Source organism: Clostridium sp. JN-1 (assembly GCF_003718715.1).
Classification (GTDB): Bacteria; Bacillota; Clostridia; order Clostridiales; family Clostridiaceae; genus Clostridium_AV.
Genome location: NZ_CP033465.1, coordinates 2731244 through 2748211, shown reverse-complemented (window position 1 = coordinate 2748211; position 16968 = coordinate 2731244). Strand labels below are relative to the sequence as shown.

19 protein-coding genes are annotated in these 16968 nt (G+C 31.1%); 13 read left to right on the top strand and 6 right to left on the bottom strand.

Features of this window, described 5'->3' with window-relative positions:
- Positions 1-8: 8 nt before the first annotated feature.
- Positions 9-995: an ATP-binding protein gene (locus EBB51_RS13230; RefSeq protein WP_123054880.1), complete on the bottom strand. Its 987-nt coding sequence runs from the start codon at positions 993-995 to the stop codon at positions 9-11.
- Positions 995-1978 carry a DnaD domain protein gene (locus EBB51_RS13225; RefSeq protein WP_123054879.1) on the bottom strand — a complete coding sequence of 328 codons (984 nt, stop codon included), beginning with the start codon at positions 1976-1978 and terminating at the stop codon, positions 995-997. Before EBB51_RS13225 ends, EBB51_RS13230 begins: the two co-directional genes overlap by 1 nt.
- A gap of 304 nt (positions 1979-2282) precedes the next feature.
- On the opposite strand from EBB51_RS13225, the gene EBB51_RS13220 reads away from it, so the two are divergent.
- From EBB51_RS13220 to EBB51_RS13165, 12 genes are all read left to right on the top strand, one after another.
- Positions 2283-3365 carry a nitronate monooxygenase family protein gene (locus EBB51_RS13220; RefSeq protein ID WP_123054878.1) on the top strand — a complete coding sequence of 361 codons (1083 nt, stop codon included), beginning with the start codon at positions 2283-2285 and terminating at the stop codon, positions 3363-3365.
- Positions 3366-3392: 27 nt separating this feature from the next.
- Complete coding sequence (locus EBB51_RS13215) at positions 3393-3869, top strand: MarR family transcriptional regulator (RefSeq protein WP_123054877.1); 477 nt, start codon at positions 3393-3395, stop codon at positions 3867-3869.
- Positions 3862-4833: a beta-ketoacyl-ACP synthase III gene (locus tag EBB51_RS13210; protein ID WP_123054876.1), complete on the top strand. Its 972-nt coding sequence runs from the start codon at positions 3862-3864 to the stop codon at positions 4831-4833. The genes EBB51_RS13215 and EBB51_RS13210 overlap by 8 nt, the downstream gene beginning before the upstream one ends.
- Positions 4834-4938: 105 nt before the next feature.
- Positions 4939-5883: an enoyl-[acyl-carrier-protein] reductase FabK gene (gene fabK, locus EBB51_RS13205; protein WP_123054875.1), complete on the top strand. Its 945-nt coding sequence runs from the start codon at positions 4939-4941 to the stop codon at positions 5881-5883.
- A 36-nt stretch (positions 5884-5919) separates the two neighbouring features.
- Positions 5920-6852 (top strand): ACP S-malonyltransferase, encoded by a 933-nt coding sequence (fabD, locus tag EBB51_RS13200; protein ID WP_123054874.1) that lies wholly within the window; start codon positions 5920-5922, stop codon positions 6850-6852.
- A 13-nt stretch (positions 6853-6865) separates the two neighbouring features.
- Positions 6866-7612, top strand: a complete 747-nt coding sequence (gene fabG / locus EBB51_RS13195) for a 3-oxoacyl-[acyl-carrier-protein] reductase (RefSeq protein ID WP_123054873.1) — start codon at positions 6866-6868, stop codon at positions 7610-7612.
- Positions 7613-7635: 23 nt separating this feature from the next.
- The gene (gene fabF, locus EBB51_RS13190) at positions 7636-8877 is read left to right on the top strand and encodes a beta-ketoacyl-ACP synthase II (protein WP_123055075.1); all 1242 of its coding nucleotides are present in this window, start codon (positions 7636-7638) and stop codon (positions 8875-8877) included.
- The gene (accB, locus tag EBB51_RS13185; protein ID WP_123054872.1) at positions 8877-9401 is read left to right on the top strand and encodes an acetyl-CoA carboxylase biotin carboxyl carrier protein; all 525 of its coding nucleotides are present in this window, start codon (positions 8877-8879) and stop codon (positions 9399-9401) included. The genes fabF and accB overlap by 1 nt, the downstream gene beginning before the upstream one ends.
- A gap of 51 nt (positions 9402-9452) precedes the next feature.
- The gene (gene fabZ, locus EBB51_RS13180) at positions 9453-9911 is read left to right on the top strand and encodes a 3-hydroxyacyl-ACP dehydratase FabZ (protein WP_123054871.1); all 459 of its coding nucleotides are present in this window, start codon (positions 9453-9455) and stop codon (positions 9909-9911) included.
- The gene (locus EBB51_RS13175) at positions 9904-11253 is read left to right on the top strand and encodes an acetyl-CoA carboxylase biotin carboxylase subunit (RefSeq protein ID WP_123054870.1); all 1350 of its coding nucleotides are present in this window, start codon (positions 9904-9906) and stop codon (positions 11251-11253) included. Before fabZ ends, EBB51_RS13175 begins: the two co-directional genes overlap by 8 nt.
- 40 nt (positions 11254-11293) lie before the next feature.
- Positions 11294-12178, top strand: a complete 885-nt coding sequence (gene accD / locus EBB51_RS13170; protein WP_123054869.1) for an acetyl-CoA carboxylase, carboxyltransferase subunit beta — start codon at positions 11294-11296, stop codon at positions 12176-12178.
- Between the two features lie 27 nt (positions 12179-12205).
- Entirely contained in the window at positions 12206-13048 is an 843-nt protein-coding gene (locus tag EBB51_RS13165) for an acetyl-CoA carboxylase carboxyltransferase subunit alpha (RefSeq protein WP_123054868.1), read from the top strand.
- A gap of 80 nt (positions 13049-13128) precedes the next feature.
- On the opposite strand, the gene EBB51_RS13160 is transcribed toward EBB51_RS13165, so the two are convergent.
- The 3 genes from EBB51_RS13160 to EBB51_RS13150 all read right to left on the bottom strand — a co-directional run bounded on the left by EBB51_RS13160 (position 13129) and on the right by EBB51_RS13150 (position 15822).
- Entirely contained in the window at positions 13129-14328 is a 1200-nt protein-coding gene (locus tag EBB51_RS13160; RefSeq protein WP_123054867.1) for a S8 family serine peptidase, read from the bottom strand.
- Positions 14329-14402: 74 nt separating this feature from the next.
- Positions 14403-15293, bottom strand: coding sequence for a selenium metabolism-associated LysR family transcriptional regulator (locus EBB51_RS13155; protein WP_123054866.1), 891 nt, complete (start codon positions 15291-15293; stop codon positions 14403-14405).
- Between the two features lie 97 nt (positions 15294-15390).
- Positions 15391-15822 carry a DMT family transporter gene (locus tag EBB51_RS13150; RefSeq protein ID WP_123054865.1) on the bottom strand — a complete coding sequence of 144 codons (432 nt, stop codon included), beginning with the start codon at positions 15820-15822 and terminating at the stop codon, positions 15391-15393.
- A gap of 345 nt (positions 15823-16167) precedes the next feature.
- On the opposite strand from EBB51_RS13150, the gene EBB51_RS13145 reads away from it, so the two are divergent.
- Entirely contained in the window at positions 16168-16653 is a 486-nt protein-coding gene (locus EBB51_RS13145; protein WP_123054864.1) for a dUTP diphosphatase, read from the top strand.
- A gap of 46 nt (positions 16654-16699) precedes the next feature.
- Here EBB51_RS13145 and EBB51_RS13140 read toward each other — a convergent pair whose 3' ends face one another.
- Positions 16700-16945 carry a TM1266 family iron-only hydrogenase system putative regulator gene (locus tag EBB51_RS13140; RefSeq protein ID WP_123054863.1) on the bottom strand — a complete coding sequence of 82 codons (246 nt, stop codon included), beginning with the start codon at positions 16943-16945 and terminating at the stop codon, positions 16700-16702.
- Positions 16946-16968 lie beyond the last annotated feature (23 nt).

Below are 16968 nucleotides of genomic sequence, written 5' to 3'. Positions count from 1 at the left end.
TATACATTTTATTGGTGCTTTTTACTATGTATATTCTTTTTTATTCTTATATCTTCTCCATAAAATTTATATAATGTAAATTCTCCTAAAAGTCGTGATGATATTCTTTCTGAATAGTTTTTTAATAAAGTTTCTAAACTACAATTAGTTGATATAAGCATTTTTTTTTGTTTTAATAATTTTGCATTTAAAAAGTTAAATAGTTCCGTTTTTGAAAAGTCTGTTATCTGTTCCGAACCTAAATCATCAATTATGAGTAAGTCACAATTTAGCATTAAATCCTTTAATTCACTGTCATTATTAAATCGTATGGATTTTAAATCTTGAATTAGTAATTCAGCAGTTCTATAAACAACTAAATAGCCTTTATCTAACAGCTCTTTTGCTATACAATTTGACAAAAATGTTTTACCAGTACCTGAGTTTCCAAAGAACATAATATTTTCATTTGAAGTTGAAAAGTTCTCTATATATGTCCAGCAGTCTGATACTATTTTTTGCATGTTTTTCCTAGGGCTTTTGTATTCATTATCACTTCTTTGAGGGGAAAATAGTTCAAAGTTAAATTCATCAAAGTTATTTTTTGCAAGTAAGTTTTTTAAATCTGAATTTTGATAGTATAGATTTACAAGCTTTTGCTTATAACAATCGCATTTTTTTGTACCTATAAACCCAGTATCTTTACATTTTGGACACTTATAGTGAATATCTAAAAAGTCTATTTTATACCCATTGCTTACTAGAAGTTCGGATTTCTTTACTCTTAAATTTGTTATTTTTTCTTTTAATGTTTTAAGGTATTTTTCTTTGTTTCCTATATTATTTAAAATATTCATTGAGAGTTTTAAACACAGTTTACTTATCTGTTTTTCAATGTTAAATATTTCAGGAACTTTCGCCATTACTTCCTCTCTTCGTGCCTGAAGTAACTTTTCTTCAGATTTGCGTATATCTTCATAGACTTTAGAAACATCTGAGCGATATTTTTTAATCATTATTTATCCCACCCTAGCAATTTTTTTTCTAAGTCGTTAAAATTATAGTCCCTTTGTTCAAAATTATTAAAAGTACCTGAATTATTCTTAGTAGATTTAAATTTTGAATTATTTTTAATGAAAGCTTTCTTCTTATCTTTTTTATAGACATCTTCTAATGTTTTAATTCCTTCGTTATACCAATTTGAGAGAATTGCATCAATATACTTAAAATCAGATTTATTAATTCTTTGAAAACATATCTCACAAGCTTTGCATATAACATTGACTGGAAAGTTAAATGAAGTTATCCACTTATCTAACATATCTTCTTGAGGTTTCATTATTGCTGCATCTTTTATACCAAGGTAGTTTAATACTTTCTTGATTTTAATCCACCTATCTTCGTTCCTCTTTATAAAGCTTTGAGCATCATCTATGGTTTTAATTTTAGAATCATACCAGCTAATTGCGACTTTTTCTATATATCTATAATCATTTTTGCCTTTTGATGCACAATATTGAATAAGTAATAAAATGATTTCTGGAGAAAAGTTAAAATCTTTTAACCAACTTATGTACATAGTCATTTCCTTAGAGGAGAGTGGTCTTGATAACAGCTTTTCTATGTCCTGAAGCATGTCTTTTGTAGAATTTTTATTTAATTCTTCTAAAAGGTTTATATTTTGATCTTTTTCCTGAGGCATTTCATTTAAATCAAGAAATTCTACATTATAATTACCCATGTTGTCTATAGGAATCAATCTAATTACATTTTCATCATTCCAATAGTTCCAGGCATTTAATACATCTGTTTCTAGCAAGTGTAAGTTAGTGGCTATAATTTCTGAACTCACACCAAGTTCTCCAGAAATGCAGTATTTTAAACCCAATATATATACTTTTACAAATTCACCGCGTGCTTTTGGCATAAATTTATCTATAAAAACATTACTTAAAGGAGTATAGTATAAATTTTTATTTTTAAATACGAAAGTACTCATACGTTATTCCACCTTTGAAATTATTAATAACTAATAAGTAATTATAACAAAATACAAAATTTATAACAATCAAAAATGCAAGTAGATATATAATAGGATATGTTATATTTATACTGAATTGAGAAATAATAAAAATGTGGGTAAACTTATTTTAAATTAACTATTTGAAGTTTAGTAATTCTGCTATAATTAAAATAGGGAAGTATATTGCCCAGCGTATTTCGTTGACACTAATTTATTTTTAATATATACTTTGATTATCAAACTATTTGATAATTAAAAATTACATAAAGGGGACGATCAAATGAAACTACCTCCATTAGTTATAGGAGACATTACAGCTCGAGTACCCATTATTCAAGGAGGCATGGGAGTAGGAGTATCTGGATATAAACTATCCTCTGCCGTAGCAAATGAGGGTGGTATTGGTGTAATATCTGGTGTTCAAATTGGCTATAGAGAGCCAGATTTTGAAACTAATACTACAGAAGCGAATAAGAGAGCTTTGAGAAAAGAAATAAGAAAAGCAAGAGATTTAAGCCCAAAAGGTGTATTAGGTGTAAATCTAATGGTTGCTATAAGTGATTATGAAGAATTAGTAAAAGTATGTGTAGAAGAAAATGTAGATATAATAATATCTGGAGCTGGACTTCCATTAAGGCTGCCAGAGTTTACTGAAAACAGTTCTATAAAGATAGCACCTATTGTCTCATCAGGAAAGGCAGCAAATATTATTACTAAGCAGTGGATAAAAAAACATTCTAAATTACCTGATTTAGTTGTAGTTGAAGGACCAGAAGCAGGCGGACATTTAGGATTTAGTAAAGATCAATTATTAAAAAATGAAACTAAATTAGAAGATATAGTAAAAGAAGTTATAGATGTAATGAAAACATTTGAAGAAAAATATAATAAAAATATTCCCATTGTAGCTGCAGGTGGTATTTATTCAGGAGAAGACATTGCAAGATTTTTAAAGATTGGAGCCTCCGGAGTTCAAATGGCTACAAGATTTGTGGCAACTTATGAATGTGATGCAGATATAAACTTTAAAAATGCCTATGTTAATTCAAAAAAGGAAGACTTAACTTTAATACAAAGTCCTGTAGGATTACCTGGCAGAGCTATAAGAAATAAGTTTATAAGTAAGATGGAGTTAGAAAGATTGGCACCTACTAAGTGTTATAATTGTCTAAAAAAGTGCGATCCTAAAAAGACTCCATATTGTATTTCAAAAGCTTTAATACATGCTGTAAAAGGTGAACTTGAGAATGCACTCATATTTACTGGAAGTTCTGCATATAAGATAGATAAGATTGTTACTGTAAAGCAATTGATGCAGGAGTTAATATTACAAGCTGAAAAGAGTTTAGAAGACTGTAATTAGGCTTTTAACTCAGGAGTGATGAATGAATTGAGCAAATCTATACATATTTTAAATGAACTTTTAATTAATACATTTAATGATATATTGGAAATAGAACAAAAATCCCTTAAGTCAGGGATTTTTAAAGATTTATCTGTTAATGAAATTCATACGATTGAAGCCGTAGGAATGAATAAACCTAAAAGCATGACGCAGGTAGCATCTGAATTATATATAACACTTAGCACATTAACAACATCTATAAATCATTTAGTAAAAAAAGGATATGTAGAACGAAACAGAAGTCAGAAAGATAGAAGGGTAGTTTATATAAAATTAACTCAAAAAGGCAGGTTAGCTTATAAAATTCATCAAGAGTTTCATTCGGATATGATAAATGCTACCATAAAAGGTATAACAGAAGAAGAGAAAAAGATACTAATTAAATCTTTGAAAAAGTTAAACCGATTTTTTAAATTAAGGCATGATTTAAGAAATAACTCAAAGGAGAATGATGATGAATAATGTTAAAGTAATAGGTACAGGTAGTTATGTACCTCCTAGAATTGTTAGCAATGATGACTTATCTTGTGTTATCGATACTAATGATGAGTGGATAAAGAGTAGAACAGGTATAAAAGAGAGAAGAATATCAGAAGGCGAAAACACTTCTAATATGGCTTCAAAGGCTGCTATGGATGCTTTGAAAGGCACAAATATAAAACCTGAAGATATAGATTTAATTATAGTTGCTACAGCTACACCGGATAATTTTATCCCATCAACATCATGTTTAGTGCAGGATAAAATAGGTGCAGTTAATGCAACTTGTTTTGATATATCTGCAGCATGTTCAGGATTTGTATATGGTTTAAATATTGCTTATCAATTTATAAGGACAGGATATTCAAAGATAGTACTTGTAATAGGAGCTGAAACACTTTCTAAAATTGTAAATTGGTCAGATAGAACCACATGTATACTATTCGGAGATGGTGCTGCAGCAGCTTTAGTTACAGTTTCAGATAAAAATAAAATATTATCATCATATAGTGGATCTGTAGGAAGTAAAGGACGTTTTTTAATGTCTAAAGGTGTACCTGTAGAAAATTTATATGTAAAAGCTGAAAGTAGTGATAATCATAAAACTACTATGGATGGAAGAGAAATATTTAAATTTGGAGTTAAAAGTATAATAAAAGGAGTTAAAAAGCTTCTAAAAGATGCAGGATGTTCTGCCGATGATATAAAATATATAGTTCCGCATCAAGCTAACTGCAGAATAATTGATTTTGCAGCTAAGGAACTTAACATCGATAGAGATAAATTTTATTTGAATTTAGATAGATATGGGAATACTTCTGCTGCTAGTATAGGAATAGCGCTGGATGAAATTGTAAAGAAGCGATTGATAAAATCAGGAGATAAGATATTACTTATAGGTTTCGGAGGAGGACTTACATACGGAGGAATGATAATTGAATGGTAAGTCTATACTCTATGAAATGTAAATGGATTTATAATAAAAAAATAAGGAAATTTAGTGGAATAATAGATAGTATTATTAAACTGCAAGAATATAGGAGGAATGACTATGATTAGTTCTAAATTTACCGAGATGTTAAGTATAAAATATCCTATAATTCAAGGGGGAATGGCATGGATTGCAGATAGTTCTTTAGCAGCAGCTGTATCCAATGCAGGAGGACTTGGCATTATAACAGGTAATGCACCCGTAGATTGGGTTAGAAAAGAAATAAGAAAAACAAAGGAGCTTACAGATAAGCCATTTGGAGTAAACATAATGCTTCTTTCAGAAACTGCTGAAACTATTGCTAAGATGGCATGCGAAGAAGGAGTAAAGGTAGTTACTACAGGGGCAGGAAATCCTGGAAAGTACATAGATATGTGGAAAAAAAGTGGTATAAAAGTAATACCGGTAGTTGCTTCAGTTGCCTTAGCAAGGAGAATGCAAAGATCAGGTGTAGACGCAGTAATTGCAGAGGGATGTGAGTCAGGAGGACATATAGGAGAATTGACTACAATGACATTAGTACCTCAAGTAGTTGATGCAGTAGATATACCTGTAATTGCAGCCGGAGGTATTGGTGATGGAAGAGGTGCAGCAGCAGCATTTATGCTTGGAGCTCAAGGAGTACAATTAGGTACTAGATTCCTTGTCGCAAATGAATGTACTGTTCATCAAAATTATAAGGATAGAGTAATAAGGGCTAAAGATATAGATACTGAAGTTACAGGAACTGGAACAGGTCATCCTGTGCGTGTACTTAGAAATAAACTTGCTAGACAATTTAAGCTTTTGGAAAAACAAGGAGCACCTTTAGAAGAACTTGAAAAGTTAGGTGTAGGAGCACTTTCAAGAGCTGCCCGTGATGGCGATGTTGACAATGGATCTGTTATGGCTGGACAAATAGCAGGACTTGTTCATAAAGAACAAAGTTGTGATGAAATAGTAAAAGAAATATTTTCTGAGTTTGAAGCAAGCTTAACCAGAGTAGAAAATATGATACAAAAATAAGAATATGTAAATATAATACAAATAGGTGGGGTAGTTATGGGTAAAACAGCTTTTTTATTCCCTGGTCAAGGAGCTCAGTATGTGGGCATGGGCAAGGAATTATATGAAAATATAGATGTTTGTAAAGAAATATTTGATGAGGCAGATAGAGCTTTAGGATTTCCACTAAGTAAAATGTGTTTTGAAGGTCCTAAGGAGTCATTGGATAGTACTGAAAATACTCAACCAGCAGTTTTAACTATGAGTATAGCAGTATTAAGAGCACTAGAGGAAAGTGGAATTAAGGCTGATGTTACAGCAGGATTAAGTCTTGGAGAATATTCAGCACTTGTTGCAAGTGGGGTATTGGATTTTACGCAAGCTGTACAATTGGTTAAAAAAAGAGGAAGATATATGCAAGAAGCAGTTCCAATTGGAATTGGTGCTATGGCTGCAATAATAGGGTTGGATGAAGAAAGCTTAAGAACAATATGTAAAAGATGCGAAACTTCTGGTATAGTTGAAATAGCTAATTTAAATTGTCCAGGTCAAATAGTAATTGCAGGAGAAAAGAAAGCAGTTGACTTAGCATGTGAAGAAGCAAAGTCAAGTGGAGCACATAAAGCAGTAAAACTTTCTGTAAGCGGACCATTTCATACTTCTATGTTGAAACCTGCTGCAGATAAACTTGAAAAGGAACTTAAAAATATAAACCTTAAGGATTTTGAAATTCCAGTTATTACAAATGTTACTGGCGAAATTGTAAAGAACAAAGATGATGTAAAGCCATATTTAAAAAAGCAGGTTATGAGTACTGTGTTATTTGAAAAAAGTATAAGAAATATGATAGATATGGGTGCAGACAAATTTGTTGAAATTGGACCTGGAAAGGCACTAAGTGGATTTGTAAAGAGGGTAGATAGAAAACTTACAATTTTAAATATACAGGACTTGGAATCGCTAAAAAGTGCAGTAGAAAAACTCAAATAGAATGGAGGATAAAATGGAATTATTAAAAGGGAAAACGGCAATTGTAACAGGAGGAGCAAGGGGAATAGGTAAGGCTATATGTCTTGACTTAGCTCAAATGGGCGCTAATGTTGCAGTTAATTATAGAAAAGATAGTGATGAACTAGATGTGCTTATCAAAGAAATAGAAGAAAAAGGTGTAAAAGCACTTAAAGTCCAAGGTGATGTAAGTGTATTTGAAGATGCAAAGAATATTATAAATGAGACTCACAAATTTTTTGGGTCAGTTGATATACTTGTAAATAATGCAGGAATAACAAAAGATGGATTATTACTTAGAATGAAAGAGGAAGACTTTGATAAGGTAATAGAAGTAAACTTAAAAGGTACTTTTAATTGTATAAGACATGTAAGTCCTATAATGGTTAGGCAAAGAAGTGGTAAAATTATAAATATATCTTCTGTAGTAGGTATAGCTGGAAACGCAGGTCAAGTCAATTATTCAGCTGCTAAAGCAGGAATAATAGGAATTACAAAGTCGGTGGCAAGAGAACTTGCATCAAGGGGAATTACAGTAAATGCTGTGGCACCTGGATTTATTAAAACGAGCATGACAGAAGGCTTATCAGATAAACTTAAAGAATCTACATTGAGTACAATTCCGCTAAAGAGGTTTGGTACTCCCGAGGATGTAGCAAATGTAGTATGCTTTTTAGCATCACCTCAAGCTGACTATGTTACAGGACATGTGATAAATGTAGATGGTGGAATGGTAATGTAATTTTGTATAAGGTTGGTGAAAAAATGAAAAGAAGAGTTGTTGTTACAGGTTTAGGAGCAATAACACCAGTTGGAAATAATGTTGAATTATTTTGGAATAATATAAAAAATGGTGTATGTGGAATAGACTTTATTAAAGCTTTCGATACAGAAAAATTTAAGGCAAAATTAGCTGCAGAAGTTAAGGATTTTAATCCCGAAGACTATATGGAGAAAAAAGAAGCAAAGAGGTTAGATAGGTTTTGTCAGTTTGCTTTGGCAGCAGCTGCTCAAGCAGTATCTGATGCTGACTTTGATATGGAAAAAATAAATAAGGAAAGATTCGGAGTTGTAGTTGGATCTGGTATAGGTGGAATAGGAAACATAGAAAGTGAAAAAGTTAAACTTATTGAAAGAGGACCTAATAGAGTTCATCCACTATTTATACCAATGATAATAGGCAATATGGCAGCAGGAAATATAGCCATAAGATTTGGAGCTAAAGGACCATGTACTAACATAGTTACTGCATGTGCAACGGGAACTAACTGCATAGGAGAAGCATTTAGAATGATTAAAGATGATCTTGCAGACGTTATGATATCTGGAGGTACAGAAGCATCAATTACTCCATTATCTATAGCAGGATTTACATCTTTAACTGCTTTAAGTAAAAGCACAGATCCTTTAAGGGCATCAATTCCTTTTGATAAAGAAAGAAATGGATTCATAATGGGAGAAGGTTCCGGAATACTTATATTGGAGTCATTAGAACATGCTAAAAAAAGAGGAGCTAAAATCTATGCTGAAGTAGTTGGATATGGTTCAACTTGTGATGCTTACCACATAACATCTCCATCTCCAGATGGTGAGGGCGCAGCAAGAGCTATGCAGATTGCTATTGAAGGAGCTGGGATACAAGCTAGTGAGGTTTCATACATAAATGCTCATGGAACGGGCACACAGGTAAATGATAAGTTTGAAACTGTTGCTATTAAAAAAGTGTTTGGAGAAGAAGAAGCTAAAAAAATTCCTATAAGTTCAACTAAGTCTATGGTAGGACATTTACTTGGAGCAGCTGGAGCTATTGAAGGAGTTATATCAGTAAAGGCATTGACTGATGGTTTTATACCTCCAACAATTGGTTACAAGGTTCCAGATGAGGATTGTGACTTAGATTATGTGCCAAATAAAGGCAGAAAAGCTGATCTTAAATATGTTATGTCCGATTCTCTTGGATTTGGCGGACATAATGCAGTAATTTTATTAAAAAAGTGGAGTGAGTAATGTTGAGTAATGTTGATTTTAAATCAGTTGAGGAATTAATCGAAGCAGTTGATAATTCTAAAGTTGGATACCTACAAGTAAATTGGAAAGATGTTTCTATAATTATGAAAAAAGAAGGAGAGAGTGGATTAATAGAATCTCAACCTGTCCCAGTACAGCATAATTTAGATCAAAGTAAAAGTGAAACTGTAAGTGTAAAAGAAGCAGTAGATGAAAAAAAAGAAGATAAAGAAAATGAAATTGAAACTGAAATAAAGAATGAAAATAAGGTTGAAGATAAGAATTTAAAAGAAATAACTGCACCAATCGTTGGAACTTTCTACAGTTCATCTGGGCCAGATAAAGAGCCATTTGTAAGTGTAGGATCCAAGGTTAAAAAAGGAGATACACTTTGTATATTAGAAGCAATGAAGCTTATGAATGAGATACAAAGCGATGTAGATGGTGAAGTAGCAGAGATATTAGTTGAAAATGCTGAAATGGTTGAGTATGGTCAGCCTATGTTTAAAATAAAAACAGTATAGATTTTACTACTTAAATCATATGGATAAAAACTTGTAAGGAGGCAAAATGATATGGATAACTCGGAATTTTGTGTTGATTTAGGAATAAATGAGATAAAAAAAATACTTCCACATAGATATCCTTTTTTACTTGTTGACAAAGTAAAATATATGGAGCCTGGAAAAAAGGTTATAGCTTATAAAAATGTAACTATAAATGAATATTTTTTTCAAGGACATTTTCCGGAAAAGCCTGTAATGCCAGGAGTGCTTATAGTAGAGTCAATGGCTCAAGCTGGTGCTGTAGCTATTTTAAGTGAAGAAGAATTTAAAGGGAAAATACCTCTATTTGCAGGAATAAACAAAGCTAGATTTAGGAAACAAGTGGTACCTGGTGATACACTTAAATTAGAAGTGGAAATTACAAAAGTAAAGGGACCAATAGGTTTTGGTAAGGGTACAGCTTATGTTGATGATAAAAAAGCAGCAGAAGCTGAAATAATGTTTGCAATAGGTGATAAAAGTGTTTAATAAGATATTAATAGCTAATAGAGGAGAAATAGCAGTTAGGATAATAAGAGCCTGCAGAGAACTTGGAATTGAAACAGTAGCAGTTTATTCAGAAGCTGACAAGGAAGCACTTCATGCACAAATGGCAGATGAAGCAATTTGTATAGGTCCTGCAGCATCAAAAGACAGTTATTTGAATATAAAAAATATAATAAGTGCTACAGTTTTATCAGGTGCTGAAGCAATACATCCTGGATTTGGATTCTTATCAGAAAATAGTAAGTTTGCAAGCATGTGCAGAGAATGTAATATTACATTTATAGGACCTTCACCTGAATGTATTGACAGCATGGGTAATAAATCAAATGCTAGAAGTATAATGAAGAAAGCTAATGTGCCTGTAGTTCCTGGATCAGAAGGTGCAATAAAGGATGAAAATGAACTGCTCGAAATAGTAGGGGAAATAGGGTATCCAGTTATGATAAAAGCTTCTGCTGGAGGCGGAGGAAAAGGTATAAGGATAGTTTATGAACAAAAGGATCTTTTAAAATCATATGAAAATGCAAAGGCAGAGGCTAAGGCTTCATTTGATGATGAGAATATTTATGTAGAAAAGTTTATAGAAAACCCAAGACATGTTGAAATACAGATACTAGGAGATAATTATGGTAATATCGTATATCTTGGAGACAGAGATTGTTCTATGCAGAGGAGAAATCAAAAAGTATTAGAAGAGGCACCTTCTCCTGTTATGACTGATAGTTTAAGAAAAGAAATGGGAAAAACAGCAGTAATGGCTGCTAAGGCTGTAAATTATAACAATGCTGGAACAATAGAATTTTTATTAGATAAAGACAATAAGTTTTATTTTATGGAAATGAATACTAGAATTCAAGTAGAACATCCTATAACTGAAATGATTACAGGTATAGATTTAATAAAAGAACAAATAAAAATTGCAGAAGGAGAAAAACTTGGTTTTTCACAAGAAGATGTAAAGATACATGGTCATGCAATTGAATGCAGAATAAATGCAGAGGATGTAATACATAACTTTATGCCGTGTCCTGGAAAAGTTACGAACTTATACATTCCAGGTGGATTTAATGTGAGAGTAGATAGTGCAGTATACTCTGGTTACACTATTCCTCCTTATTATGATTCTATGATAGCCAAATTAATAGTTTATGGTAAGGATAGAAATGAAGCTATTTGCAGGATGAGAAGGGCATTAGGAGAATTTATAATAGAAGGCGTAAAGACAAACATAGATTTTCAATTTCAATTGATAAATGATAGAAACTTTATAGATGGAAATTATAATACTAGGTTTATTGAGAATATGTTTAAGGATAAAAAGTAAATTATTATTTAATTGACTCTAATTAGGGGGTGAACTACTTTTGATAGGTAATTTATTTAAAAAAACAAAGTATATTACTGTAAGTCAGCAAAATTTGCAGGACGAATCTAATATTTCAGATGTGAATTTGGATAAAAAGCCTAGTATACCTGATGGTATGTGGGTAAAGTGCAAAAAGTGCGGCAGTGTTTTATACAAAAATGACTTAGAAGAAAATTATAAGGTATGCAGCTGTGGATATCATTTTAGGCTGACACCAGAAGAAAGAATTAAACTTATAATGGATAGAGATACTTTTGAGGAATTTGATGCTAATATTAATACTGTAAATCCACTGGATTTTAAAGGTTATGAAAGTAAAATAGAAAACATGAAAAATGGCACTGGATTAAATGAAGCAGTTGTTACTGGAAAAGGAAAGATATCTGGAATAGAAGTTGTGATTTGTGTAATGGACAGCTTTTTTATGATGGGAAGTATGGGATCTGTAGTAGGAGAAAAAATTACGAGAGCAGTTGAAAAAGCAACTCATCTTGGATTACCACTAATTATATTTACTACTTCAGGTGGTGCTAGAATGCAGGAAGGTATATTTTCTCTTATGCAAATGGCTAAAGTAAGTGCTGCCTTGAAAAAGTTTAGTGATAGGGGACTTTTGTATATAACTGTATTGACAGATCCTACAACAGGTGGAGTTACTGCTAGTTTTGCAATGCTTGGAGATATAATTATTTCTGAACCTGGGGCTTTAATTGGATTTGCCGGGAAAAGAGTTATAGAGCAAACTACCAAACAAAAACTCCCTGAAGGATTCCAAAGAGCAGAGTTTTTATTAGAACATGGTTTTATAGATAAAATAGTACCTAGAAGGGAACTAAAAATCACATTAAGAGATATATTATTCATCCATTCTATTAATGAGTAATATGTTTTTTAGAAAGGAAGCTGTGTTATGGAAAAGTTAGAAAAAGTACATCATATAATGAGTAAGTTTGATGGAAAGACTGCATGGGATAGAGTGGCTCTAGCTAGAATGATAGGAAGGCCTACAGCACTTGATTATATTGATAGAATTTTTGAATCATTTATAGAATTTCATGGAGACAGATGTTTTGCAGATGATCCAGCAATAGTTGGAGGGGCAGCACTTCTCGAAGGTCAGCCTGTTACTATTGTTGCAAATCAAAAGGGAAGAGATACAAAAGAAAATATAAAGAGAAACTTTGGATCAGCTCATCCAGAAGGGTATAGAAAAAGTCTAAGACTTATGAAACAGGCAGAAAAGTTCAAAAGACCTATAATATGTTTTGTGGATACACAAGGAGCGTTTTGTGGTGCTGGTGCCGAGGAAAGAGGCGAAGGTGAGGCAATAGCTAAAAACCTTTTAGAAATGTCATCACTAAAAACGCCTATAATATCAATTGTAATTGGTGAAGGAGGCAGTGGAGGAGCACTTGCTCTTGCAGTAGCAGATAAAGTCTGGATGCTTGAAAATGCAGTATATTCTGTACTATCTCCTGAAGGATTTGCAAGTATACTTTGGAAGGATGCTTCAAGATCAAAAGAAGCTGCTGAAGTTATGAAAATAACAGCAGCAGATTTAAAAGGGTATGGAATAATAGATGATATAATTAAAGAGCCTTTTGGTGGAGCACATAAGGATGTAAACAAGATGTCACTTTCAATTAAAAAGCATCTAATTGAAGGTATATCTATGTTAAAGAAAGAGCCTATAGAAGAAGTTATTGAAAAAAGGTATAATAAGTTTAGAAATATGGGAAAGTATTCGGAATAATTTGATTATAGTATATATTATATTGATAATCTTTTAAGGAATTTTAAAGATTGTCAATATATTTATTTTTACGAATATTTTTAGTCAAGAGGTAACTTATCTAAATCCAAAACTCCTGAGCCTTGCTTATATCTCGATAAGTTTATAGGGCTGCAGGATACTTTTATAATTGATGATATATCTTTAAAAGTTAAGTCTGGATTCTTCTCATATAAAAGAGCACAAATACCTGATATATATGCAGCAGCACAGGAAGTTCCGCTGTAACATGCATAAGGAATTTTAAGGTTACTTGGATATATTTTATGACCATTTCTTTCAGATATATAGTTAATATTTGAATTCAAAGAACATATATCTACAGCAGCAGCAACTAAATTTGGCTTATTAAGTTTTTTAAATGGACCGCATGATGAATATTTATAAAGTTTAGGCGAATAGCTCGTAGTATCTATGCCGCCTACAGTTATACAGTTATCTAATGTTGCTATACCAGAAATACTGCCATCATATTCGCCGTTATTACCTGCTGGTACAATGGTAATAATATTATACTTAGCTGCAATTTCAAATAACTTTGAAAATAAAGATATAATAAAGTAATTATTGTAAGGCAATTCAAACGGAAGACATAATATTCTTATGTTAAAAGCCTCTCGCTCACTTATTATTAAGTATATTGCATTTAGAATATCCGATATCCAGCCCCTGCCCAAACTATTAAATGCTTTAACCATATATATGTGACTGTCTTCTGCTATACCTGAGTATTTGCCGTTTGATAAATAACCGCTTCCGCATAATATGCCGCTCATAAATGTACCATGCCCATTATCATCATAAGGGTAATTACAGCAATTTATTAAGTCAACAAATCTCTTAATTTTATTCCTTGGGTTGAGCAAATCACAATGAGGATATATACCGCTGTCAACTATACCTATTCCAATATTTTTACCAGTAAGTGTACTGTTTATTTTATAGCATATACCATTTAATGAAAGGATATTAGAAGCACATAGAAGTGCGTAATTATCTAAACTTATATAGTCAACTTGAGGATATTCTATTAATCTTTCTACAGCGTCTTTTGATAAAATAGCAATTATACAGTTTATAAGGTACAAAGAGTAAATTACTTTCCCATGATGTGATTTTACTTTCTTTTCAATTACATCAGGCATGTGTTTACAATGAATTATTACTTTATATTTTTTATAACAGTTATTAACTAATGATATTTTCAAGTTTGGATCTAATTTATTTCTTAAAAAGAACATATGATACTCCTCTTAACATTAATACCATTACATGATATATTATATGTTTTTATCATATGTTCGTGAATATATAATTAAAATTTAAAATCCTCTTTACATAAGTCAAAAAATGCCTTAGATGTTGGGGTTAAAGTTCTTTTAGAGCTTAAAACCATATATATTGATCTTTTTAAGGATAAGTCTTCAATTATGCTTTCTTTTATCATTCCAGAAGATATGTAATCTCTAAATACTTGTTTTGACACTACGGATATACCTAGTCCATGTTTTACGAATTGAAGCTGTGTATCAAGGTTATTAACTTCGAAATGTAAATTTATATCTCCAATATTAAATTTAGTTTTTTGTAAAGCATTTTCAAAAGTTTTACGGGTAGCAGAGCCTTGTTCTCTAAGTATGAATGGAAATTTTAAAATTGATTCGAGTTTCACGAAATGTGAAAGATTTAACTCAAGTGGTGATATTAAAATCAAATCATCTTCAATTAACTTATAATTTTTAATTCTTTCATCACTTACTAGCTCACCTACTATACCTATTTCACAATCAAATTTTACTATATCCTGAATTATCTTACCGGAACTTTGCTCTATGACATCAAAAGATACTTCTGGATATATACTATGAAACTTTTTTATTAATTGAGGTACAATGGTATTGCATGGAGTAGTACTTGCAGCAAGCTTTAGCCTGCCATTTACATTTCCATTAAAGTTAGTTAAATTGTATATAGCTTTATCCCTAGTATTTAAAATGTCTAATGCGTATTTTAAAAATGAGTCTCCAGCGGGGGTTAAAATAACCTCTTTAGAAGTTCTGTCAAATAACTGAACGTTTAGTTCTTTTTCTAAACTAGCTATATGAGAACTTATAGCTGGTTGAGATAAGAAAGTTGAATTAGCTGCTTTAGAAAAGCTTTTGAATTTTGCAACATTTATAAAGGCCTCTATTTGCTTAAAGTCCATTGAAATATCCCCCTGTAGTAAACTTTAAATTTAAATAAAAATTTAACAATATAATATAACTACTTTATATTATATCCTTATATATGAATTTAGTCTATTAGCGTTTATATTTAAAGATTATAATCCCTAAAATCATAACAAAAACACCGATTATTTTAGGTGAATCAAATTTAATCCTCTGTGTATCAAAAAGTCCAAAAGCATCTATTAAACTAGCAGATACAAGTTGAGCTATCAGTATAATTGCAGTTGAGCATGTTGGTCCAAGTTTTCCTATACCTTGTATGACAGTATATATTATGATTACACCAAGTACGCCGCCTGAAAGATATAATTTATTACAACTTTTTATATTTTTCAAGTTTCCAGTTCCAAGTACAAGTACGATTAGCAAGGTTACAATTAAACCTATACCTTGAACAATAAGGTTTGTTTCCCATATTCCTATCTTTTCATTTAATCTTGTATTAAAAACTCCTTGAAAGCTCATGCAGATACCTGCTATTAAGGAAGATATAACAGCAAACATTTATGACACCACCTTTTCTAAAGTTATTTTAACCATAATAATTTTTATTATAAGTTTAAGTTTATGTATAAAATAACATAAAATATTCATAAAAGATATTATCTACACGAAGTATGACAGGTGACTGAAATTTTTAGATAAAATTTGTATTATAACATATCAATTTATAGAAATATAAAAATTTTTTAGATTATAAAAATTTTTTTTATGTAACCGTTTGCCCATTGTTTTAATATTTATTAAATTTCGCTAAAATATATATAGGAGCAATTATATTAAATAAAACAAGTTCATATGAAGAATTATTTATATTTAATTATAAGGATGGAAAGGTGGTTTTTTTATATGAATTTACAGAGACTATTTGAATTGCAGCAAAATTTAGATCAGCATATTGAAAGGAATCATAATTTAGAAGATGAATCTTTACTATCTAAAAAGGTGTTAGCTCTTCAAGTTGAGCTAGCAGAACTTGCTAATGAGACTAGATGTTTTAAGTTTTGGAGTAACAAACAACCTTCTGATAAGAAGGTTATACTAGAGGAATTTGTAGATTGTCTTCACTTTATACTAACTATTGGAATTGAGAAAGGGTTCACAGACGTAGAAGTTCAAGGAAGAAATCCGCAGTATGATATTGTTGGACAATTTTCAAATCTATATATAGATATAAATGATTTTATAGTTTGCAATTCAAAAGATCATTACATAACTTTATTTGAAGACTTCTTAACTCTTGGAAATAGTTTAAAATTTTCAAAAGAAGAAATAGAAGAAGCATATTATAAAAAAAATTGTGTGAATCATGAAAGACAGAAAGTTGGATATTAAGATTTTTAAAAGAAAGAAGTACCTCTACTTCTTTCTTTTAAAAAAATCATTTTTTAGTCATTGCAGATTTTACATTTATGCCATCTATTTTACCAAGCTTACCAGTCAGTGCACTAACATCATCAGTAGTACCATCTATAATTACAGATATAACTGAAATACCTCTTTCTCTATAAGGTATTCCAAGTCTTCCGACTATTATGTGTGCAAAGTCATGCAGTATACTGTTTACTTTAGGTGCATTTTCTATATTTTCAATGACTATACCTATTACACCTATCCTTTTTTCCATGAAAATACCCCCATAATTAATTT